Origin of the sequence: Bradyrhizobium cosmicum, from assembly GCF_032290525.1 — a bacterium.
Classification (GTDB): domain Bacteria; phylum Pseudomonadota; class Alphaproteobacteria; order Rhizobiales; family Xanthobacteraceae; genus Bradyrhizobium; species Bradyrhizobium cosmicum_A.
This window is the reverse complement of record NZ_JASXTA010000005.1, coordinates 327,856-348,523: the sequence shown is the minus strand read 5'-3', so window position 1 is coordinate 348,523 and position 20,668 is coordinate 327,856. Positions and strand designations below refer to the sequence as shown.

Here is a 20,668-nt window from a genome sequence, read left to right as displayed (position 1 = left end):
CTGCCAGACAGACCAAAGCTTGGGGATTTTAAGATGAAAAAGACTTTGCTCGCACTGACCGCGGTTGCCGCGATGACCGGCTCGGCCTCGGCGGCCGACCTCGGCGCCCGCCCCTATGTGAAGGCCCCGATGGCGGCACCTGTCGCCAACTGGACCGGCTTCTACATCTTCGGCGGCGGCGGCGGCGGCCTCTCCAATGCTGACCAGAGCATCGTGGATACGGTCACCGGCACGCCGTTGACGATCACGCAGCGCCAGGGTGGCTCCGGCTGGTTCGGCACCGTCGGCGCCGGTTACGACTGGCAGTTCAGCGGCACCTGGGTAGCCGGTGTGTTCGGCGACGCCCAGTTCGGCAGCATCCGCTCCACCATCCAGGATCCGATCTTCGGCCTCACCGGCAACCAGAAGCTGGAAACCTCTTGGGCCGCGGGCGTGCGCCTCGGCTGGCTGGTCGCTCCGAACGTTCTCTCCTACGTCAACGGCGGTTACTCCGGCGCCCACTTCGGCCAGACCAACTTCACGGACCTCGCGGGCAATCCGTCCGGCATCCATCTCTCCAGCTACGACCGTCACGGCTGGTTCATCGGCGGCGGCGTCGAGAACAGCCTGAACATCTTCGGCATCACTTCGCCCGGCTGGTTCATGAAGACCGAGTACCGCTCGGCCTTCTACAACGCCAAGACCCAAACCGAACTCTTGGATGGCACCAACACGCCGCTCATCAACAGCGTCCGCGCCAATAGCTGGAACCAGACGATCTCGACCTCGCTGGTCTACCGCTTCAACTGGACCGGTCCGGTCGTCGCGAAGTACTGATCTGATCTGAATTCAACTTCAGACGTCAAAGCCCCGGCAGTGCCGGGGCTTTTTCGTTTTGGGCTTCGCCCTGCGCCCGGACATGCGTTCTCCTCGGGCTCTGCATCCCCAGCCATTGTATCCGAACCGAAGCTGCGGCTAGTCTGGCTCCAAGTTTTCGTGACTGCGGCGGTTCATGCCGCGAGCCACGACAGAAGCAAACCGATGGGGAGGAATGCATGCGCAGATTTCTGCTTGTAGCAGGCCTGTTTGCCCTCACCGTCGGGCTGCTCTGGATCGGACAGGGCACGGGCACGGTTCCCTGGCCGCGATCGAGCTTCATGGTCAACCAGCTGCAATGGGCGGGCTATGGCGCAGCCATGGCAGGCTTCGGGCTGGTGCTGATCTGGCAGAGCAACCAATAGAAGAAACCAGGACGTGAAAGCATGACATCCAACCGGTTCGATCTCCGCGGCAAGGTCGCGATCGTCACAGGCGGCAACGGCGGCATTGGGCTTGGCCTCGCCCACGGCCTCGCCGATGCCGGCGCCGACATCGCGGTGGTCGGACGCAACGAAGCCAAGTCGGCTGCCGCCGTGGTCGACCTCAAGGCGCGCGGCGTGAAGGCGATCGCCGTCACCACCGACGTCACCGACAAGGCCGCCATCGCCGCGATGATCGACCGCGTCGTCAGGGATCTCGGCCGCATCGACATCCTCATCAACAACGCCGGGATGAGCATCCGCAAGCCGCCGCACGAGCTCGAGCTCGACGAGTGGAATACGGTGATCAATACCAACCTCACCAGCGCCTTCCTATGCTCGAAGCTGGCCCATCCGGCGCTGAAGGCATCCGGCAACGGCAAGGTGATCAACATCGGCTCGATGATGTCGATCTTCGGCGCGAGCTTCGCCACCGCCTATGCGGCAAGCAAGGGCGGCATCGTGCAGTACACGCGCGCCTGCGCCAATGCCTGGGCGCCCGACAACATCCAGGTCAACGCCATCTTGCCGGGCTGGATCGATACCGACCTCACCCGCGGCGCGCGGCAGCAGGTGTCTGGCTTGCACGAGCGCGTGCTGGCGCGCACGCCTGCGGGGCGCTGGGGCGACATCGACGACTTCGCCGGCATCGCGGTGTTCCTCGCCTCGCCCGCCTCGAACTTCGTCACGGGCACCGCGATCCCCGTCGATGGCGGATTCTCGGTGATGGCCTGAGGCTGACTCGCACCCGGCAAACCAACACGCAAAAAAGAAGCCCCGGACAGTGCCGGGGCTTTCAGGTTTGGTAGTCTCGTCTCTTGTAGCTACTTGGTCGTTCGTTGACGTGCTCAGTAACGGGCGATGACCGGCGCGTCGAACTTGTAGCTCGCGCGCACGACGGCCCACTGGATGTCGCGCGGCTTGGCGTCGAAGGTGTAGTTCCCCGACGTGCCGCCGAGCTGATAGGTCTGGCTGCCGAAGGCCGCGTAGTTGTACTCGAGGCCGACGATCCAGTTGCGGGTGATGCCATATTCCCAGCCGGCGCCGACGGTCCAGCCGTTGGCCCAGTGGGTCTGACCGCCCGAGCCCGTCGCCACTCCGACCGTGTCGGTGACCGACAGACGGTTGTTCACGCCGGCATAGCCGCCCTTGATGTAGAACAAATTGTTCTGCACGGCGAAGCCGGCGCGGCCGACGACGGTCGCGAGCACGTTGGCGCGCCAGGTGAAGATATCGTCAGCGGCACCGAAGACCGTGTTCACGACGGTCCCCTTGTTGTCGAGGCCGGAGATCGTGCCTTCCATGCCGAACACGTAATTGTTGGCTTGCCAGTTGTAGCCGATCTGGGCGCCGCCCATGATGCCCGACTTGCGTTGGCGATAGCCCTCACCCGGGGCGAGATCGGCGAAGGGGGCGCCGACGCCGTTGTTGATGAACTGCTCGTTGGTCCAGGCGCCACCGATGTGGCCGCCGACATAGAAGCCGGTCCAGTTGAACAGCGGCTCGGCATAGGCCGGCGCCTTCGTGTAGCGCCCACCGAGATCGGCGGCGGACGCAGCGCCGGTCGCAACCAGAGCGGTCGTGCAGGCGAAGGCGGCAATGAATTTGTTACGCATGGTACACCCCGTGTCCTTTGATGGGTGCACGCTCACACGCAGGTCTTACTCAAATTTGAATCAACAAAGTTAAGACGCCGGATTGGCGGATTCGTCGCCTTGAATGCGTTGGCGCTGTTGCGCGCACGCAACGCACTGCGCGCCATTTAACGCGGTATTATCCCTATCAACTCGTTGCGCTACGATGCTCGCGCGGATTCGACCGCACGTGCTCGGGCCGCACGCCCAGCGCAAGCAGGCGCGCCGGAATGCCCTGGAGCCACGGCAGCGCGGTGACGAGGCGCACGACCAGCGGCACCTTCAGCGGCCGATCGCCGCCCTGCAGGGCGGCGCTGATGATGTGGTTCTGCACGACCACCTGCATGGCTTGCGTCATCTTCACCGGGAATTCGCGCCGGCGGCGCACGGCGTCGAGCTCGTCCTCGGAGGGGCAGCCGTGCGCAAGCTTGTCCGCGAGCAGATTGGCGGTCGCGACCGCATCCTGCACCGCGAGATTGACGCCGACGCCGCCAATCGGCGACATCGCATGCGCGGCGTCGCCAATGAGAAGCAGGCCCGGACGCGTCCAGCGAGACAGACGGTTGATCGCGACGGTGAGCAGCTTGATGTCGTCAAAGCTCTTCACGTCGGCGACGCCGATCTTCAGGATCGGCGCCATCCGCACGACCTCGTCGAGCAGCGCCTGCAATCCCCTCGCCTTCACCGCATCATGTTGTCCCTTGCCGATGACATAGGCGCATTGCCAGTAGTCGCCGCGATCGAAGGTGACCATCATCCTGCCGGGTTCGACGCGCGCGAACAGGTTCTCTGTTTCGTCCGCCCTCCGGCCGACGCGGAACCAGAGCACGTCCATCGGCGCGCCGATCTCCTCGACGGCAAGCCCCGCACGCTCGCGCACGATCGAGTGCCGGCCGTCGCAGGCGATGGTGAGGTCGGCTTCGATGTCGATGGCACCGTCCGGCGTCCTTGCGCGAACACCGGCGATGGTCTCGCCGCGGCGGATCAGGTCGACGGCTTCGGTGTTCATCATCACCTGCAGCGACGCAAAGCGCTTGCCGGCCTCGCGCAGGAAATTCAGAAAGTCCCATTGCGGCATGAAGGCGATGAACGGGTATTTGGTATGAAGCCGGCGGAGATCGGCGATGCGCATATGCGTGCCACCGAACAGGCCGTCCATCGTCTGCAAGCGCTGATGCGGCAGCTTCAGGAAGTCGTCGATCAGGCCGAGTTCGTCCATCACCTGGAGTGTCGAGGGATGCACGGTGTCACCGCGAAAGTCGCGGAAGAAATCCGCATGCTTCTCCAGCACCACGACGCCAATCCCGGCGCGCCCGAGGAGATAGCCGAGCATCATGCCGGCAGGTCCGCCGCCCACGATGCAACACCGGACCTTCACGGAGGAACCTTGTGCTGACTGCGACGTATCGGGTTTCACGACCGGATCCTCATTTACGACTTAAGTTTTCTGTGCAGTGCAGCAAGCAAGATTCATTTGCCGCAGTTGCGAATGGTCGTTAGCGTCGCAGAACACTACGATTGATTTCAGGACATTGCAGTGCGGACGATCCTCATACTGGTCGGCATCTGGATCCTCATCAACGTGCTTTTCGTCGTGATCATGTTCCCGCCGCGCAGGCCGCGGAAATCGGATCCGCGACGGACCGGCACGCTTGCGGCGGTGCGCATCAAGCAGAACGGCTATCCTTACGAGCAGCAGGAGAAGCTCCTGCTCCGCCACGTTATCATCGCGATCGCGATGGGCGCGTTCTTCTCGCTGACTCCGCCCTTGATCGAGGCCATGGACTCCATCAAGCGCCTGATCAGGAAGCGCCGCGATTAGCCGGACGTCGCTGCTCGATACCTCAATTGTTGCTGCGGTTCGCGCTGCGAAAACTCTTGATCTCCGACACGCTGCCGTCGCGATAGGTCAGCTCCACCGAGACGAACTGCGTGGCCGGGGCGAGCTTCATGTAGAGCGGCATGCCGGCAGAGATCGCGCTGGGATCGCGCATGTCGCAGCCCGGCATCTTCAGCACCTGGTTCGGGACGGCGGTGTCGATGCCGATGCGCACCTCGCGGATGGCGCAACGGTAGGACACGAGGTGCGTGTAGTAGACCAGCAGCCCGTTGAATTCGCGGAATGACAGCCAGCTCGTCGCGGTCATGTCGAGGATCTTGCGCTGGTCGCGGACCAGCGCGGCCTCGGGGTCGAACCTGATCGGGAACGGCCCCTGCATGTCGCCGGACTGATCGACATAGCGCACCTCGATGGTCCCGGCCTGCGCATCCGTGGGCAATTCGATCGAGGGGTTCGGCATCCGCTTGCGCGTGCGCGGGTCGAGCGTGTCGATGAAACCGGTCTCGCGGAAATCGCCATTGCCCGCCATGCGCCAGGAAATCCCGAGCGTCGGATCGGCGAAGGAGAACACCACGCTCCAGCCGCCATTGTGCCGGGAGAAGCTGGCGATCGGCGCGTTGGTGGTCTCCTCCTTCGGCAGGCGCGGCACCGACACCGGCGGCAGCGCCGCGAGCTTCTGCGGCGCCGGATCAGCCGGGCGCGCGGCCGCATCCTTTGCGGTGCCGCTGAGGAAGACGTCGTCGACCATCTGGTCGAAATAGACCGGCACCTGCCTGTGCTTGACCGTGTCGGCCATCTCGCTGACCGCCCGGCGGGTGCGCTGCGCCACCTGGACGAGGTTCTCGCCGGGCTGGAGCAGCTCCCTGGCGAAGGTGCGCGTGAACACCGAATTGGGATTGGCATCGTCGTTGGAGAGACGATCGAGCGCGGTCTGGCGCGGCCCCGCGGAGAACACCGAGAACACGCCTTCGGGCAGTTGCACCATCGGCGCAAGCCCGCCGCCGCCGGCGACCGCGCGGGTCCCCCTGCGCTCGAACGGGTTGTTGCGGCAGGCATCGAACACCAGGATCGAGGTCCGCGCCTTCTTGTTCTGGAGGCGTTCGACGATGCGGTCGGCCAGAATGGAGGCGTCGCGCACCAGCTCTTCCTGTCCTTCCGTCGCCGCCGGCACGTCGGTCGGCAGCAGATAGTTCTGGCCAGCGATCTCGAAACCGTGGCCGGCGTAGAAGAAGAACGCGGTGTCGCCGGGCTCAATCGTCCGGTCGAAGGCGAGCAGCGTCTCGGAGAATTGCTGCCGGCTCTGGTTCTCGGCAACCATCACCGAGAAGCCGAGCTGCTTGAGCGTATCGCCCATGGTGCGGGCGTCGTTGACCGCCTTGAGCAGCTTCGGGACGTTCCTGTAGTCGTTGTTGCCGACGACGAGCGCGACGCGCTTTTCGGCATAGGCGGGAAGCGCAAAGCCGCTCAGGCCCGCCGCGAGGCCGAGGGCCGCCAGAATTCTGAAAAGCCGACGCATCATCGAAAAATTCCCGTTGCAGAACGGCCCTGCGCCAGTTCTCTCGAATGGCGGTTCGTGGCACCCCCGCCTTTGATGTGATAGTCGGCCCAGCCATAGCGACGGTTCAAGGCCTAGAACAGGCTTGAGCGGTCGGCTCCATCACCTGGCCTATGGCAGATTCTGCCGGAATCTGCTTTTTTCTTAGACGATTTCCTGGGCAATTGCGCTGCAAGCGGGGGCTGCCGTGTATCGCTGGTGTACCGACGAAGTCGAGCCGCACGACCGCTTCGACTATTGGCGCGAGGTGCGCGCCAAGGGCTTGTTCGGCGTCACCGTCGAACTCGAGCGCGAACGACGCGGGGACTTCTGCGGCGAATTCTCGTTGCGCCAGCTCGGTGGCGGCGGCCTCGTCGAGCTGAAGGCCTCGCATTACACGGTCGAGCGCAGCAACTCCGACATCGCCCACACGCCCGGCGACGCCATCTGCGTCTACCAGCAGCTCGGCAGCGGCGGCTGGTTCGGCGGCATGCGCGGAAGCGACTTCGCGATTCCCAATGGCAGCTTCGCCACCAGCCATACCGACCTGCCCTATCGTACTGCGCCGCTCGGCGCAGGCGGCTTCCACCTGCGGATTCTGAAGATCCCCGTCAGCGCCCTGCCCACGCGGGACGAGCGGGTACGTGAGCTGACGCCGCGGACCTTCGACGATCCCACCCTGGCGCCTCTATTAGGCGCCTGCTTTGCCGATCTCGGGGAGGCTGCCGCGGGCGACGACGCGGCCGCTGACACGACCTCCCTTGTCCAGGCTCTGGCGCAGTTGGCGCTGATCGAACGTGGCATCGTGCGCCCCGGCAGCCGGCTCGGACAGGCTGCGCTGCGCACCGCCCGCCTCTCTCAAGCGCGGCGCCTGATCGCGCGCCATCTGCCAGACCCCAATCTGGCGCCGGCGATGGTGGCTGGCCAGCTCGGTGTGTCCGTGCGTCACCTGCACATGCTGTTCGAGACTGCTGCAAAGAGCTTCTCGCAGACCGTGACGGACGAACGCCTGAAACAGAGCCGCCGCCTGATGCGCGAGGCGCCGGACCGGCTGATCGCCGACATCGCGACGTCCTGCGGCTTCGAGAGCCTGGCGACGTATTACCGGGTCTTCAACGCCGCCTACGGCATGGCCCCCGGAGACTTTCGGGCCCAGGGGGCGGAGGGACACACTAGCCGCTGCCATTGCAACTTCCCTGGCGCCGCCGCGCAGCCAATGCGGAGCCGGAAAACCTGAGCCGACGCCGTAATTTGGGTAAAAACCTAGAGTTTTTAGGCTCTTCCCGCGCCCGCTCCATTGACTTTGGCCGATTCCGCCCTATGTTCCGGGGCGACGCGGCTCAGATCGAAGAGCGATTCCTGAGCCTTGCGCTTTGTTCGCGTGAGTCAGCACCCCCAGCTTGTTTGAGAGCGCGCCGTTTCGGGGTGGAACGCGACAGCCTTAATCACTCTCGATTCCGAACGGCGGTTTCGACCAGAGGCTCAATGTCCTTTTCAGATCTCGGACTATCCGAAAAAGTCCTCGCCGCAGTCGCGGCCACCGGTTACACCACCCCCACCCCCATTCAGGAACAGGCGATCCCCCACGTCCTCGCACGCAAGGACGTGCTCGGCATCGCCCAGACCGGCACCGGCAAGACCGCGGCCTTCGTGCTGCCGATGCTCACCATTCTCGAAAAGGGCAGAGCCCGGGCGCGCATGCCGCGCACGCTGATCCTGGAGCCGACCCGCGAGCTCGCGGCGCAGGTGAAGGAGAACTTCGACCGCTACGGCGCCGGCCAGAAGCTCAACGTCGCCCTCCTGATCGGCGGCGTCTCGTTCGGCGATCAGGATGCCAAGCTGACCCGCGGCGTCGACGTGCTGATCGCCACGCCCGGCCGCCTGCTCGACCACACCGAGCGCGGCGGCCTGCTGCTCACCGGCGTCGAGCTGCTCGTCATCGACGAAGCCGACCGCATGCTGGACATGGGCTTCATTCCCGACATCGAGCGCGTCTGCAAGCTCGTCCCGTTCACCCGGCAGACCCTGTTCTTCACCGCGACCATGCCGCCGGAAATCCGGCGCATCACCGAGACCTTCCTGCACAATCCGCAGAAGATCGAGGTGTCCAAGCCCGCCACCACTGCCGTCACCGTGACGCAATGTCAGGTCCCGGCCGGGCGCGAGGCGCATGAGAAGCGCGAATTGCTGCGACGCCTGCTGCGCGAGGCCAAGGATCTCCAGAACGCGATCATCTTCTGCAATCGCAAGCGCGAGGTCGCGATCGTTCACAAATCGCTGCAGAAGCACGGCTTCAGCGTCGGCGCCCTGCACGGCGACATGGACCAGTCGGCCCGTACGGCGGCGCTCGAACAGTTCCGCAAGGGCGAATTGCCGCTCCTCGTCGCCTCCGACGTCGCGGCCCGCGGCCTCGACATTCCCGAGGTCAGCCACGTCTTCAATTTCGACGTCCCGCACCATCCCGACGATTACGTCCATCGCGTCGGACGTACCGGCCGCGCCGGCCGCACCGGCACCGCGATCTCGCTCGTGACACCGCTCGACCAGAAGTCGATAGTGGCCATCGAGAAGCTGATCGGCCAGAGCATTCCGCGCGCCGAGGGCGACTATTCGGTGAATGCCGAGGCCGGCGATGCATCCGAGCGTTCGCGCGCGCCGCGTGGACGGGATCGCGAACGCTCCCGCGGCGGACGCGGCAAGCCGCAGCGCGGCCGCGACCGTAGCCATGAACCGCGCGAAGCGCGTGGCGAGGCAAGACACGCTTCTGAAACAAGGCCTTCAGCGGAAGCACGGCCCGGCCCTGAGGCAAGACCGGAACGCGAAGCACGGCCTGCACGCGAGGCAAGGCCTCCGCGCGAAGCCAGGCCAGCATCCGAGCCGCGTCACGGCGCGCGTCCGCAAGCCAATGCCTCGCATGTGCCGTCGATCGGCCGTCCCGAGCCACGCCGCCAACGCGAGGCCGACAGCGAGCCGGGCGATCACTCGCATCTGCCGGCATTCCTGCTGCGGCCGGTTCGCTCTCCCGCCGGCGCCTGAAGCGCGAGGCGCTCCAGATTTCGGTTGAAATAGATCTGGAGTGCAATTTTTTGGATGCGTCGTGAACGTAAATTTACGGGGCGTTCACGATCGCCCGTTAGCCTACGAACATAATTTAAGCATTGCTGCGGTCGCCGGCGCATCGACCGCTGTGGGGTATGTTCCGTGGTCAAGGTGCTCGACGAACACGAACGCACGATGGCGTTCGCCGAAGTGGCGCTCGGTCAGATCCGGTCGCTTCGACAGACCGCAATTCCCCGCAATTACGAGATCTGGTACGTCTATGCCACCGGCTACAACGCACCCCTCAACAAGATCATCAACGAGACGCTGGCGCGCCACGGCAAGCTGACCGAAGGCGATCTCGAACAGATCTACGAGACCTACCTCTCCCACATCAAGACCACCGACCGCATCGACAAGGTCGGCGCACGCGTCATCGGCGAGATCGATGACGTGATGAAGGTCTTGAGCGAAGCGCTCGGGATGACCGGCTCCTACGACGCCAGCCTGTCGGGCGCGACCGCGAAACTGTCGTCAGCCGAGAGCCGCGACCAGATCAAGTCGATTGTCGAGACGCTGCTGCGTTCGACCGGCGAGATGCGCGAGACCAACAAGGCGCTGGAAGATCGCCTGACGCTGTCCAAGAACGAGATCAGCAATCTCCAGGAGAGCCTGGAGGCGATCCGTGCCGAGAGCCTGACCGATCCGCTCACGGGCCTCGGCAACCGCAAATATTTCGACCGCATGATCGGCATGGCCGTGCAGAGCGCGCTCGCCTCAGGTGAGCCGCTGTCGCTGTTGCTATTCGACATCGACCACTTCAAGTCCTTCAACGATTCCTACGGCCATCTCACCGGCGACCAGGTGCTGCGCCTGGTCGGCCTGTCCATGAAGCAGACCATCAAGGGCCAGGACATCACCGCGCGCTATGGCGGCGAGGAGTTCGCCGTCCTGCTGCCCAACACCGCGCTGCGACAGGCCCTCACGGTGGCCGATCACATCCGCCGCGCAGTGATGGCAAAGGAATTGAAGAAGAAGTCCACCGGCGAGATCCTCGGCCGCGTCACCATTTCCGTCGGCGTCTCCATGCTGAAGCAGGGCGACGACACCGACGCGCTGATCGAGCGTGCGGATGCCTGCCTCTACGCCGCCAAGCGCAACGGCCGCAATCGCGTGATCTGCGAAGCCGATCCGGAATTTGCGATCGAATCGCACAGCCGGGTGGCGTGACACGGAAGCCGCGCTCCGAACTGCGCGCGCTTGACATTCTCTTGTGGCGAACGACATCTTCCTTGCCGCCTTGCGGCACCTGACCGCGAGGACCTGTCGTCTTGCCCGATCCGCACGATTTTCACGTGCCACAGCCGTCCTACACCAGAGACGAGTTGCTGAGATCGAGCGACGGCGGCTATTTCGGTCCGGGCAACGCGCAATTGCCGGCACCGCCGATGCTGATGATGGACCGCATCACCGAGATCAGGCGCGGCAAGCTGGTGCTCGGAATTGCCGATGGCCGGGTGCTTGCGGACGGCACCTGCGTCTGTGTAGCGAAGGATATGCGGGTTGGTTTGACCAAAGCCGCGGAGTGAAGTGCCGCAGTCTCGTAGGGTGGGCAAAGGCGCATCGCGCCGTGCCCACCATCTCACCGACATCACCGTCCTGAATGGTGGGCGCGCTTCGCTTTGCCCACCCTACGAACCGCTTTCTTGGAGGGGCTCTTCGCCGGCCGCTTCTTGGCAACAGGTTTCTTCACCGCCGCCTTTTTCCCCTTCGGCCGCTTCTTCACCTTGGCACGCTGGGCGGCGGCGAGTGCTGCCCTCGCCCATCGTACGAAATCCTCGGAATCGTCGAACAGGCGCGCCGGCAGCTCCCAGTAGGAGTTCACCACCACGGTCTTGGCGCGGGTCGAATACTGGAACGGCTTTGAGCCTTCGGCTTCGAAGTCCGGGATGGTCACCTCGTCGGCGCGGAAGAACAGGCCGGCGCGCAGAGACAGCGCGAAGTTGATGCCGTCGGCGGAGATGCCGTAGCCGGAAAACATCTTGCGAATGGTGACGGGGCCGAAATCGGCGAACAGGTCGATCAGAAATTCGCGGTCCATAGGCACCGTCTCTCGTGCCCCGGAAGCAGCGCAGCGTGTAACGGTGCGCTGCTGAGCCGGGGCCCAGTCGTCTTTACCGGTGACTATAGCGTGGGTCCCGGCTCTGCGCAGCAGCGCAAGGGCACTGCAGCGCGTCCGGGACACAGGAATAGTGGGAAGGCGCTACCCGTCGATCTTGGCCGGGCGCAGCTCGACCGACTCGCCGCAGCCGCAGGCGGAGACTTGGTTGGGGTTGTTGAAGACGAACTGGGCCTGCATCTTGTCCGCCCTGTAGTCCATCTCGGTGCCGAGCAGGAACAGCACGGCCTTGGGATCGACCAGGATCTTGACGCCCTTGTCCTCGACGACCTCGTCGGTCGGGCGGATATCGTGGGCGTATTCGACCGTATAGGACTGGCCGGCGCAGCCGCCGTTCTTCACGCCGACGCGCAGCCCCACGATCTCGGAGTCGGCGCGCTGGGTCAGCTCGCTGATGCGCTGGGCGGCGGCATCCGTCAGCCGCATCACCTGCGGGCGCGGCCGCCGCGGCTTCGGGGTGGATGCTGGTGTCGAGCCTGACGATATCTGGGTCATGTTATTTATGTGGTCCGTTGCGGAGCGAATTCAATGCGAGCTGAGACCGTCACCACATGTTGAGGACGAGGCGGGCCTCGTCGCTCATGCGCTCGGGCGACCACGGCGGCTCCCAGACGACCTTGACGTCGACCACGCCGACGCCGGGAACACTGGCGACCGCGTTCTCGACCATGGTCGGCAGCTCGCCGGCGGCCGGGCAGTTCGGCGTCGTCAGCGTCATCTGGACGTCGACGGAACGGTCGTCCTTGATCTCGACCTTGTAGATCAGGCCGAGCTCGTAGATGTCGGCCGGAATTTCCGGGTCGAACACGGTCTTGAGGCCCGCGATGATCTCGGTGGTGAGACGCTCGGTCTCCTCAGGCGGCAGCGCCGACTGGGTCTCCATCGGATTGGCTTTGATTTCGGCCGTGTCACTCATGCGAACAAATCCCGCGCCTTCAACAGCGCCTGTGCCAGATGATCGACTTCTTCCCGCGTATTATACATGCCGAACGAGGCCCGGCATGTGGCCGTGACGTTGAACCGCTCTAAAAGCGGCATCACGCAATGGGTACCGGCGCGCACCGCGATGCCCTGGCGGTCGATCACGGTGGCGACGTCATGGGCGTGTGCGCCCCTGAGCTCGAACGAGATCACCGGGCCCTTGCCCCGCGCCGTGCCGATCAGCCGCAGCGAGTTGATCTCGCGCAGCTTCTCCTGGGCGTAGGTAACGAGGTCGGCCTCGTGCGCGGCGATGCGTTCTTTGCCGATCGAATTGACGTAGTCGATGGCGGCGCCAAGGCCGACGGCCTCAACGATGGCGGGCGTGCCGGCCTCGAATTTGTGCGGAGGATCGCCATAGGTGACGATGTCGCGCGAGACCTCGCGGATCATCTCGCCGCCGCCATTGTAGGGGCGCATCGCAACGAGGTGGTCGTACTTGGCCCAGAGAATGCCGATGCCGGTCGGCCCGTAGACCTTGTGGCCGGTGAAGACATAGAAGTCGCAGCCGAGATCCTGGACGTCGACCGGCAGATGCACCGCACCCTGGCTGCCATCGACCAGGACGGGAATGCCGCGCGCATGGGCGATCTTCACGACGTCCTTGATCGGCACGATGGTGCCGAGCGCGTTCGACATCTGCGTAATCGCGACCAGCTTGGTCTTGGCCGTCAGCAGCTTCTCGAACTCGTCGATGAGGAAATTGCCCTCGTCGTCGACCGGCGCCCATTTGATCACGGCACCCTGACGTTCCCTGAGGAAATGCCAGGGCACGATGTTGGAGTGGTGCTCCATGATCGAGATGACGATCTCGTCGCCTTCCCCGATATTCGGCTGTCCCCAGGACGAAGCGACCAGGTTGATGGCCTCCGTCGCGTTGCGGGTGAAGATCACTTCTTCGGTGCGGGGCGCGTTGATGAACTGCGCCACCTTGGTGCGACCGCCCTCATAGGCCTCGGTCGCGGCGTTGGCGAGATAATGCAGGCCGCGATGCACATTGGCGTACTCGGACGTATAGGCCTGCGTCATGCGGTCGAGCACGGACTGCGGCTTCTGCGCGGAGGCCGCGTTGTCGAGATAGACCAGCGGCTTGCCGTAGATCTGCATGGCGAGCGCCGGAAAGTCCTGGCGCACGCGCGCAACGTCATAGGCGCCGTTCTTGACCGCCGGATGCGTGCTCATGACCGCCGCTCCAGCCAGCGCTCGGCAATGCCGATCACGTACTCGCGCAGGCCGTCATCGGCGATCTGCTCGATCGCTTCGCCGACGAAGGCCTGGATCAGCAGCGCCTGGGCCTGCTTCTCCGGCAGGCCCCGCGCCTTCAGATAGAACAACAGGCTGTCGTCCAGCGCGCCGGCAGTGGCGCCGTGGCCGCAGGAGACGTCGTCGGCGAAAATCTCGAGCTCGGGCTTGTTGTCGGCCTCGGCTTCATCCGAGAGCAGCAGCGCCCGGATCATCATCTTGCCGTCGGTCTTCTGCGCGTCGGGACGAACGATGATACGGCCCTGGAACACCGAATGGGCGCGATCGTCGATCACCGCGCGGAAGACTTCGCGGCTGACGCAGTTCGGCACGGCATGATCGACCACCAGCGTGGTGTCGCCATGCTCGGTCTTCTGCAACAGGTTCACGCCGTTGACCGAGAGTTCGCTGCCCTCGCCCGCCAGCGTGATGAAGCCTTGCAAGCGGCTGACGGCGCCGCCGGTGGTCATGTTGAAGATGTTCAGTTTCGTGTTCGCACCGACGGTGACGAACTGCGAGGTGATGTTCACAGCATCCGGCGCGTCATCCATCAGGCGGATATGAGCGACGTCGGCGTTGTCACCGACCGAGACGATGACGGCGTCGTTGACCTGGTAGGCTTTGGCACCGGCCGCGACGAAGCTCTCGATGATGGTGGCGCGAACGCCGTTCCCGATCGCGACCTGCGAACGGGTAAAGGCCGAAGCGGAGGCAGCGGTCGCGACGTGGAGGATCTGGATTGGCGCGGACAGCTGCGCGCCGTCGGCGATCGACAGCACGACGCCATCGGTTGCCATTGCCGCGTTCAACGAGATCACCGCATCGGTCGAGGCGGCGTTCAGAAGCCCGGCGTCCTTCTCCAGCGTGTCCCGCAACGTCTTGAAGGCGGCCTCGGAGGCGAGCGCTTTCACGTCGGACAGATCGGCTGCGAACACGCCGTCGACCAGCACCAGCTTGCGGGCGCCCTCGATCGCATGCGCCTTCACGGCGTCCGCGGCAAGTTTCAGCGCAGCCGCATCGGGCGCGGCTGCGAGCGGCAGCACCTCGCCGACCAGCGCGCGCAGATCGGTGTATTTCCATTCCTCGATCCGGCGGTGCGGCAGGCCGAGACGCTCATAGGTCTCGAACGCCTCACGGCGCGCCGCGATCACAGAGGGCGAACCCGGCAGGCGGCCTTCGGCGCTGGTGAAGAGATCGCTCACCGCGCGGCCCTTTCCGGTCTTTGCCACAGCAACGTTCATTGCAAAATTCCTTACGCGTCCTCGTACTGGGCGTAGCCGGACGATTCCAGCTCCAGCGCCAGGTCCTTGGCACCGCTCTTCACGACCCGACCGCGCGACATGACGTGCACGAAATCGGGCACGATGTAGTTGAGCAGCCGCTGATAGTGGGTGATGACGACAATGGCGCGCTTGGGCGAATGCAGCGCGTTGACGCCGTCGGCCGCGATGCGCAGCGCATCGATGTCGAGGCCGGAATCCATCTCGTCGAGGATGCACAGGCTTGGCTCGAACAGCGCCATCTGCAGCACTTCGTTGCGCTTCTTCTCGCCGCCGGAGAAGCCGACATTGACGCCGCGCTTGAGCATGTCCTGCGGAATGTTCAGCGACTTCGAGACCTCGCGGACCTTCTTCAGGAAGTCCGGCACCATCAGCTCGGCCTCACCGCGCGCCTTGCGCTGCGCGTTCAGCGCGGTCCGGAGGAAATTCATGGTGGTGACACCGGGAATTTCGACCGGATACTGGAATGCCAGAAACACACCCTTGGCAGCGCGCTCCTCGGGAGCCATCTCGAGGAGGTCTTCGCCCTTGAACAGGATCTGGCCGTCGGTCACCTCATAACCGGGCTTGCCGGCGATGACATGAGAGAGCGTCGACTTGCCGGAGCCGTTCGGCCCCATGATCGCGTGGATCTCGCCCTCGTTCACGGTCAGCGTCAGCCCGTGGAGGATCTCACGTTCCTCGACACGAACCTTCAGGTCTTTCACTTTAAGCAAAGCCATTGTCTTGTTTCCATCTATCTCCTCATCCTGAGGAGCGCCGCAGGCGCGTCTCGAAGGATTGAGGCCAACAATCTTTCCGATATCCATCCTTCGAGACGGCCGCTTTGCGGCCTCCTCAGGATGAGGTCGGCGTTAGCCGACCGACCCTTCAAGCGAGATCGAGATCAGCTTCTGCGCTTCCACCGCGAACTCCATCGGCAGCTGCTGCAGCACGTCCTTGACGAAACCGTTGACGACGAGGCCGACGGCTTCTTCCTGGCTGAGCCCGCGCTGGATGCAGTAGAACAGCACGTCCTCGGAGATCTTCGAGGTCGTCGCTTCGTGCTCGAACGTCGCCGACGAGTTCTTGGCTTCGATATACGGCACGGTGTGCGCGCCGCATTTATCGCCGATCAGCAGGGAATCGCACGCCGTGAAGTTACGCGCGCCGGTTGCTTTCCGGTGCGCCGTCACGAGGCCGCGATAGGTGTTCTGCGACTTGCCGGCGGCGATGCCCTTCGAGATGATCCGGCTCGACGTGTTCTTGCCGAGGTGAATCATCTTGGTGCCCGAGTCGACCTGCTGATAGCCGTTCGAGATCGCGATCGAGTAGAACTCGCCGCTGGAATTGTCGCCGCGCAGAATGCAGCTCGGGTATTTCCAGGTGATGGCGGAGCCGGTCTCAACCTGGGTCCAGGAAATCTTGGAGCGGTCGCCGCGGCAATCGCCACGCTTGGTGACGAAATTGTAGATGCCGCCCTTGCCCTCCGAATTGCCGGGATACCAGTTCTGCACCGTCGAATATTTGATCTCGGCGTCGTCATGCGCGACGAGCTCGACCACGGCGGCGTGCAACTGGTTCTCGTCACGCTGCGGCGCGGTGCAGCCTTCGAGATAGGAGACGTAGGAGCCCTTGTCGGCGATGATCAGCGTGCGCTCGAACTGGCCGGTGTTGCGCTCGTTGATGCGGAAATAGGTCGACAGCTCCATCGGACAGCGCACGCCCGGCGGCACGTAGACGAACGAGCCGTCGGAGAACACCGCCGAGTTCAGCGTCGCGTAGAAATTGTCCGAGGTCGGGACCACGGAACCGAGATATTTCTGCACCAGCTCGGGATGCTCGCGGATCGCCTCCGAGATCGGCATGAAGATCACGCCGGCCTTCTTCAGCTCCGCCTTGAAGGTGGTCGCAACCGAGACCGAATCGAACACCGCGTCGACCGCGATCTTGCGGCGTGCCGGGTCTTCCTCGCCGGGCTTCGGCTCGACGCCTTCGAGCATGGCGACTTCCCGCAAGGGAATGCCGAGCTTCTCGTAGGTCTTGAGGATCTCCGGATCGATCTCGTCGAGCGAGGTGATCGTCTTCTTCGGCTTCGGCGCCGAATAGTAATAGAGGTCCTGGAAGTCGATCTTGGGATAGTCGACGCGGGCCCAAGTCGGCTCGGTCATGGTCAGCCAGCGCCGATAGGCTTCGAGCCGCCACTGGAGCATCCAGGCGGGCTCGTTCTTCTTCTCGGAGATGAACTTGACGGTCTCTTCCGACAGCCCCTTGGGAGCCTTGTCGGACTCGATCAGGGTCTCAAACCCATAACGATACTGGTCGACGTCGATGCGCTTCACGCGCTCGACCGTCTCTTGCACGGCTGGCATTCTATCCTCCGCTCGCGGTTTCAAGGACCGCGGTGGATCAAAGTCGGACGAGTATTACGATGTTTTTTGGCCGAAAGCACGGGCTTAGAACCGTTCAAGCCGTGTTTCGTCGCTTAGCCCTTAAGTAGGGTATTACCGAGCTTTCGCCAAGCCTCTAACACCCGATTGATGTCATCAAGTTCCGTGGACCAGCCCAGACTGAGACGCACCGCTCCCTGGGCTACGGTGGCATCGTACCCCATCGCCGCCAGCACGTGGGAAGGCTGCACCTTGCCCGAGGAGCAGGCCGAGCCGGAGGACACGGCGACGCCTTCGAGGTCGAAGCCGATCACGGCGGTCTCGGCCTTCAGGCCCGGCGCGGTGAAAAGAACGGTATTTGGCAATCGCTTCACGTCGTCCGCGAAGACGGTCGCACCGGCAATGGCGCGAATGCCGTTTTCCAAACGATCCCTGAGGGTTGTCATCCGCTCCGCATCTTCCGGCAGAGCCGCAAGCGCGGCTTTGACGGCTGCGCCGAAGCCGGCGATGCCGGTGACATTCTCGGTTCCCGCGCGCCGGTTCAGCTCCTGCCCGCCACCCCGCAGCACCGGCTCCAGCCCGGCGATCCCCTCGGCCACGACCAGCGCGCCGACGCCTTTAGGGCCGCCGATCTTGTGCGCAGAAAAGGTCGCAAGGTCCGCGCCTACCGCGTTAATATTGAACGCAATTTTGCCCAGCGCCTGGATCGCGTCGACATGCAGGAGGCCACCAGCCTCGTGGACGATCCGCGCCGCCTCCGCGACCGGCTGGAGCGCGCCCGTTTCGTTGTTGGCGGCCATGATGGAGACCAGCGCCGGCGGACCATTGCCGAGCAGCGCCTCCAGACGATCGAGGTCAACCACGCCGGAGCGCGTGACCGGGATCAGACCGACCCTGTCGGCCGGGAACCGGCCGCCTGCCAGCACCGAGGCGTGTTCGACGGCCGAGACCAGCAGCCGCTCGACGGGGCCGCCGGGTGGCCCCCGCAGACCGGGCGACAGCGCCAGCGCATTGGCCTCGGTTCCAGCCGACGTGAAGACGACGTTCCGCGGCAGCGCGCCGACGGCTGCGGCAAGCGCGGCACGGGCGTCCTCGACCAGCCGTCGCGCCTCGCGCCCCTCGGCATGGACCGAGGACGGATTGCCGACCAGCTCCCAGGCGGCCAGCATCGCGGTTCGCGGCTCGGCGCGGAGCGGCGTGGTCGCATTCCAGTCGAGATAAACGCGGCTCGGCATGAACGTAATATATTACCTTACGAGACGGGACGGTGAAGGCGCGCCGATACCGGACATGGGCGCCTGTGGCGCGCTTGGCAACCACGCTTCCGAGTGCCGATAGCGCAATGACGCCGCCATGACACGCTAACACCTTGAGCCGATTGCGGGATGTTCAAGATGCTTGCTTTTTGACCCTAGCCTCATGTTAGAACGCGCGCGTCAGTTCACCGCGCGCCGCTCGCGCATCATCCGAGGGCGCCGCTCCACCCTTCCATTCGCGGCTTGATCGGCCTAGCTGCCGATGAAGTCCGCACAATCGGTTGATTGCTGAAGACCGTCTTCAAGAGATCAATCAAGAGATCATCATGCCTGAAGTCATTTTCACCGGCCCCGCCGGCCGTCTCGAAGGCCGCTATCACCCGGCCAAGCAGAAGAACGCGCCAATCGCGATGGTCCTGCATCCGCATCCGCAGTTCCACGGCACGATGAATCATCAGATCATCTACCAGTGCTACTACGCCTTCGCGCATCGGGGCTTCTCGGTGCTGCGCTTCAATTTCCGCGGCGTCGGCCGCAGCCAGGGTTCGTTCGACCACGGCACCGGCGAATTGTCGGATGCGGCCGCAGCCCTCGACTGGGCGCAGACGATCAATCCCGAAGCACGCGCCTGCTGGGTCGCCGGCTTCTCCTTCGGCGCCTGGATCGGCATGCAGCTCCTGATGCGCCGCCCCGAGGTCGAGGGTTTCATTTCGATCGCGCCGCCGGCCAATCTCTACGACTTCTCGTTCCTTGCGCCCTGCCCGTCCTCCGGCCTGATCGTGCACGGCGAGAAGGACGCGGTGGTGCCACCCAAGGACGTCAACACGCTGGTCGAGAAGCTGAAGACGCAGAAGGGCATCGTGATCGACCAGCAGGTCATCCCCGGCGCCAACCACTTCTTCGACGCCAAGCTCGAGCCGCTGATGGAAACCATCACCGCCTATCTCGACATGCGCCTCGCCAACGTGCGCTAAGCGAGCTTCAGCGCGACGATCCCCATCAAGACGAGCGCGATGCCCACAAGCTTCATCGCGCTCAAGGTCTCGCCGAACAGCACGACACCCATGACGAAGGTGCCGGCTGCGCCAATACCGGTCCACACCGAATAGGCGACACCGACCTCAAGTACCTTCAACGCGCGCCCGAGTAGAAAGACGAAGGCGGCGAGCAGCATCAGCGAGACGATGCTCCATCCCGCGCGGGTATATCCTTCCGCATATTTCATCGAGATCGCCCAGCCGACATCGAGCGCGCCAGCGACCACCAGCATCAGCCATGCCATGGTTTGCGACATCGGCCTGCGCTCAGGCCGCGAGTTTGAGCAGATGCGCGTCATGGCGAACGAGAAAGGCGCGCAGCAATTGCGGATAGTCCGCGCCGACCGCGGTGCGCACGCTCGGACGCTTCGCCAGCTCGGCGCGCCATGCCCGCACCTTCGGCACATCCGTGAAGATGCCGTGCTCGGTCAGTTCGTCGAACAAATCGAAATAGCGGAAGATCGGCGCGAACACCGCATCGACCAGGCTGAACGCCTCCCCCGCGAAATAAGGCCCTGCCCCGAGCGCGGCTTCCACGCGCGTGAATTTGGCCGCCAGCGCCTGCCGCTTGCTTTCGAACGTCGCAGGATCAGTCGTGGTCTCCAGCCCCCAGAGATCCCCGAGGATCGCCGAGCCGAACTCCATCCAGGCGCGATGCTCGGCACGCTTCAGCGCATCCGCCGGATGCAGCTTGAGGCCTGCTTGCGTCTCCTCGATGTATTCGCAGATCACGTTGCTCTCGAACAGCGCGACCTCGCCCTTGGCGGTCGTCACCACCAATACCGGCAGCTTGCCGAGCGGCGACAGCTTGAGAAACCAGTCGGGCTTGTTGGCGAGATCGATATCGATCCGCTCGAACGGGACGCCCTTTTCCTTCAGCGCGATCACGGCGCGCTGCACATAGGGACAAAGCTTATGGCTGATCAGTTTGAGGGGGGTAGTCATGGCAACGATCCCGGCGGTTGATGCAACTGCATCAAATATAGATGCAATTGCATTCACT

General features: G+C 64.1%; 22 protein-coding genes. 9 read left to right on the top strand and 13 right to left on the bottom strand.

The window, feature by feature from the left end; translation table 11 throughout:
• Positions 1-33: 33 nt before the first annotated feature.
• From QSV46_RS12295 to QSV46_RS12285, 3 genes are all read left to right on the top strand, one after another.
• Positions 34-816 carry a porin family protein gene (locus QSV46_RS12295; RefSeq protein ID WP_314950735.1) on the top strand — a complete coding sequence of 261 codons (783 nt, stop codon included), beginning with the start codon at positions 34-36 and terminating at the stop codon, positions 814-816.
• 218 nt (positions 817-1,034) lie between these two features.
• Positions 1,035-1,220: a hypothetical protein gene (locus tag QSV46_RS12290; protein WP_314950733.1), complete on the top strand. Its 186-nt coding sequence runs from the start codon at positions 1,035-1,037 to the stop codon at positions 1,218-1,220.
• Positions 1,221-1,241: 21 nt separating this feature from the next.
• On the top strand, positions 1,242-2,012 hold the full coding sequence (locus tag QSV46_RS12285) for a glucose 1-dehydrogenase (RefSeq protein WP_314950731.1): 771 nt from the start codon (positions 1,242-1,244) through the stop codon (positions 2,010-2,012).
• A 113-nt stretch (positions 2,013-2,125) separates the two neighbouring features.
• Here QSV46_RS12285 and QSV46_RS12280 read toward each other — a convergent pair whose 3' ends face one another.
• Complete coding sequence (locus tag QSV46_RS12280) at positions 2,126-2,893, bottom strand: outer membrane protein (protein WP_314950729.1); 768 nt, start codon at positions 2,891-2,893, stop codon at positions 2,126-2,128.
• A gap of 166 nt (positions 2,894-3,059) precedes the next feature.
• Complete coding sequence (locus QSV46_RS12275; RefSeq protein ID WP_314950727.1) at positions 3,060-4,328, bottom strand: FAD-dependent oxidoreductase; 1,269 nt, start codon at positions 4,326-4,328, stop codon at positions 3,060-3,062.
• 120 nt (positions 4,329-4,448) lie between these two features.
• On the opposite strand from QSV46_RS12275, the gene QSV46_RS12270 reads away from it, so the two are divergent.
• Entirely contained in the window at positions 4,449-4,733 is a 285-nt protein-coding gene (locus QSV46_RS12270) for a hypothetical protein (protein WP_314950726.1), read from the top strand.
• Between the two features lie 22 nt (positions 4,734-4,755).
• Here QSV46_RS12270 and QSV46_RS12265 read toward each other — a convergent pair whose 3' ends face one another.
• On the bottom strand, positions 4,756-6,270 hold the full coding sequence (locus QSV46_RS12265) for a caspase family protein (RefSeq protein WP_314950724.1): 1,515 nt from the start codon (positions 6,268-6,270) through the stop codon (positions 4,756-4,758).
• A 223-nt stretch (positions 6,271-6,493) separates the two neighbouring features.
• Between QSV46_RS12265 and QSV46_RS12260 the strand changes: the two genes are divergently transcribed.
• The 4 genes from QSV46_RS12260 to QSV46_RS12245 all read left to right on the top strand — a co-directional run bounded on the left by QSV46_RS12260 (position 6,494) and on the right by QSV46_RS12245 (position 10,913).
• Positions 6,494-7,522 carry a helix-turn-helix transcriptional regulator gene (locus tag QSV46_RS12260; protein WP_314950721.1) on the top strand — a complete coding sequence of 343 codons (1,029 nt, stop codon included), beginning with the start codon at positions 6,494-6,496 and terminating at the stop codon, positions 7,520-7,522.
• 248 nt (positions 7,523-7,770) lie between these two features.
• The gene (locus QSV46_RS12255; protein ID WP_314950718.1) at positions 7,771-9,321 is read left to right on the top strand and encodes a DEAD/DEAH box helicase; all 1,551 of its coding nucleotides are present in this window, start codon (positions 7,771-7,773) and stop codon (positions 9,319-9,321) included.
• Positions 9,322-9,486: 165 nt separating this feature from the next.
• Positions 9,487-10,554 carry a GGDEF domain-containing protein gene (locus tag QSV46_RS12250; protein ID WP_314950716.1) on the top strand — a complete coding sequence of 356 codons (1,068 nt, stop codon included), beginning with the start codon at positions 9,487-9,489 and terminating at the stop codon, positions 10,552-10,554.
• A 101-nt stretch (positions 10,555-10,655) separates the two neighbouring features.
• Positions 10,656-10,913 carry a hypothetical protein gene (locus QSV46_RS12245; protein ID WP_314950713.1) on the top strand — a complete coding sequence of 86 codons (258 nt, stop codon included), beginning with the start codon at positions 10,656-10,658 and terminating at the stop codon, positions 10,911-10,913.
• A gap of 62 nt (positions 10,914-10,975) precedes the next feature.
• Here QSV46_RS12245 and QSV46_RS12240 read toward each other — a convergent pair whose 3' ends face one another.
• From QSV46_RS12240 to QSV46_RS12205, 8 genes are all read right to left on the bottom strand, one after another.
• The gene (locus QSV46_RS12240; RefSeq protein ID WP_314950710.1) at positions 10,976-11,425 is read right to left on the bottom strand and encodes a TfoX/Sxy family protein; all 450 of its coding nucleotides are present in this window, start codon (positions 11,423-11,425) and stop codon (positions 10,976-10,978) included.
• Positions 11,426-11,587: 162 nt separating this feature from the next.
• Positions 11,588-11,998 (bottom strand): iron-sulfur cluster assembly accessory protein, encoded by a 411-nt coding sequence (locus QSV46_RS12235; protein WP_314950709.1) that lies wholly within the window; start codon positions 11,996-11,998, stop codon positions 11,588-11,590.
• A 49-nt stretch (positions 11,999-12,047) separates the two neighbouring features.
• Positions 12,048-12,419 carry an SUF system Fe-S cluster assembly protein gene (locus tag QSV46_RS12230; RefSeq protein ID WP_008558582.1) on the bottom strand — a complete coding sequence of 124 codons (372 nt, stop codon included), beginning with the start codon at positions 12,417-12,419 and terminating at the stop codon, positions 12,048-12,050.
• Complete coding sequence (locus tag QSV46_RS12225; RefSeq protein WP_314950702.1) at positions 12,416-13,663, bottom strand: cysteine desulfurase; 1,248 nt, start codon at positions 13,661-13,663, stop codon at positions 12,416-12,418. The genes QSV46_RS12230 and QSV46_RS12225 overlap by 4 nt, the downstream gene beginning before the upstream one ends.
• Positions 13,660-14,964: a Fe-S cluster assembly protein SufD gene (gene sufD, locus QSV46_RS12220; RefSeq protein ID WP_314950699.1), complete on the bottom strand. Its 1,305-nt coding sequence runs from the start codon at positions 14,962-14,964 to the stop codon at positions 13,660-13,662. Before sufD ends, QSV46_RS12225 begins: the two co-directional genes overlap by 4 nt.
• Before the next feature lie 11 nt (positions 14,965-14,975).
• Positions 14,976-15,725: a Fe-S cluster assembly ATPase SufC gene (gene sufC / locus QSV46_RS12215; protein WP_314950696.1), complete on the bottom strand. Its 750-nt coding sequence runs from the start codon at positions 15,723-15,725 to the stop codon at positions 14,976-14,978.
• A 132-nt stretch (positions 15,726-15,857) separates the two neighbouring features.
• Positions 15,858-17,354: a Fe-S cluster assembly protein SufB gene (gene sufB / locus QSV46_RS12210; protein WP_314950693.1), complete on the bottom strand. Its 1,497-nt coding sequence runs from the start codon at positions 17,352-17,354 to the stop codon at positions 15,858-15,860.
• Positions 17,355-17,467: 113 nt separating this feature from the next.
• Positions 17,468-18,607 (bottom strand): cysteine desulfurase family protein, encoded by a 1,140-nt coding sequence (locus tag QSV46_RS12205; protein WP_314950691.1) that lies wholly within the window; start codon positions 18,605-18,607, stop codon positions 17,468-17,470.
• A gap of 347 nt (positions 18,608-18,954) precedes the next feature.
• Here QSV46_RS12205 and QSV46_RS12200 point away from each other — a divergent pair, with 347 nt between their 5' ends.
• Complete coding sequence (locus QSV46_RS12200) at positions 18,955-19,602, top strand: alpha/beta hydrolase (RefSeq protein ID WP_007591562.1); 648 nt, start codon at positions 18,955-18,957, stop codon at positions 19,600-19,602.
• On the opposite strand, the gene QSV46_RS12195 is transcribed toward QSV46_RS12200, so the two are convergent.
• Positions 19,599-19,922, bottom strand: a complete 324-nt coding sequence (locus QSV46_RS12195) for a multidrug efflux SMR transporter (protein ID WP_314950675.1) — start codon at positions 19,920-19,922, stop codon at positions 19,599-19,601. The genes QSV46_RS12200 and QSV46_RS12195 overlap by 4 nt on opposite strands.
• Positions 19,923-19,932: 10 nt before the next feature.
• On the bottom strand, positions 19,933-20,610 hold the full coding sequence (locus tag QSV46_RS12190) for a glutathione S-transferase family protein (protein ID WP_314950673.1): 678 nt from the start codon (positions 20,608-20,610) through the stop codon (positions 19,933-19,935).
• Positions 20,611-20,668 lie beyond the last annotated feature (58 nt).

Bases quoted from the DNA above. Each gene is read 5' to 3' on its own strand.
- QSV46_RS12230 (WP_008558582.1), bottom strand. From the start codon at position 12,419: ATGAGTGACACGGCCGAAATCAAAGCCAATCCGATGGAGACCCAGTCG.
- sufB (WP_314950693.1), bottom strand. From the start codon at position 17,354: ATGCCAGCCGTGCAAGAGACGGTCGAGCGCGTGAAGCGCATCGACGTC.
- QSV46_RS12235 (WP_314950709.1), bottom strand. From the start codon at position 11,998: ATGACCCAGATATCGTCAGGCTCGACACCAGCATCCACCCCGAAGCCG.
- QSV46_RS12195 (WP_314950675.1), bottom strand. From the start codon at position 19,922: ATGTCGCAAACCATGGCATGGCTGATGCTGGTGGTCGCTGGCGCGCTC.
- QSV46_RS12240 (WP_314950710.1), bottom strand. From the start codon at position 11,425: ATGGACCGCGAATTTCTGATCGACCTGTTCGCCGATTTCGGCCCCGTC.
- QSV46_RS12200 (WP_007591562.1), top strand. From the start codon at position 18,955: ATGCCTGAAGTCATTTTCACCGGCCCCGCCGGCCGTCTCGAAGGCCGC.
- QSV46_RS12290 (WP_314950733.1), top strand. From the start codon at position 1,035: ATGCGCAGATTTCTGCTTGTAGCAGGCCTGTTTGCCCTCACCGTCGGG.
- QSV46_RS12265 (WP_314950724.1), bottom strand. From the start codon at position 6,270: ATGATGCGTCGGCTTTTCAGAATTCTGGCGGCCCTCGGCCTCGCGGCG.
- QSV46_RS12225 (WP_314950702.1), bottom strand. From the start codon at position 13,663: ATGAGCACGCATCCGGCGGTCAAGAACGGCGCCTATGACGTTGCGCGC.
- sufD (WP_314950699.1), bottom strand. From the start codon at position 14,964: ATGAACGTTGCTGTGGCAAAGACCGGAAAGGGCCGCGCGGTGAGCGAT.
- sufC (WP_314950696.1), bottom strand. From the start codon at position 15,725: ATGGCTTTGCTTAAAGTGAAAGACCTGAAGGTTCGTGTCGAGGAACGT.
- QSV46_RS12255 (WP_314950718.1), top strand. From the start codon at position 7,771: ATGTCCTTTTCAGATCTCGGACTATCCGAAAAAGTCCTCGCCGCAGTC.
- QSV46_RS12285 (WP_314950731.1), top strand. From the start codon at position 1,242: ATGACATCCAACCGGTTCGATCTCCGCGGCAAGGTCGCGATCGTCACA.
- QSV46_RS12190 (WP_314950673.1), bottom strand. From the start codon at position 20,610: ATGACTACCCCCCTCAAACTGATCAGCCATAAGCTTTGTCCCTATGTG.
- QSV46_RS12205 (WP_314950691.1), bottom strand. From the start codon at position 18,607: ATGCCGAGCCGCGTTTATCTCGACTGGAATGCGACCACGCCGCTCCGC.
- QSV46_RS12280 (WP_314950729.1), bottom strand. From the start codon at position 2,893: ATGCGTAACAAATTCATTGCCGCCTTCGCCTGCACGACCGCTCTGGTT.
- QSV46_RS12295 (WP_314950735.1), top strand. From the start codon at position 34: ATGAAAAAGACTTTGCTCGCACTGACCGCGGTTGCCGCGATGACCGGC.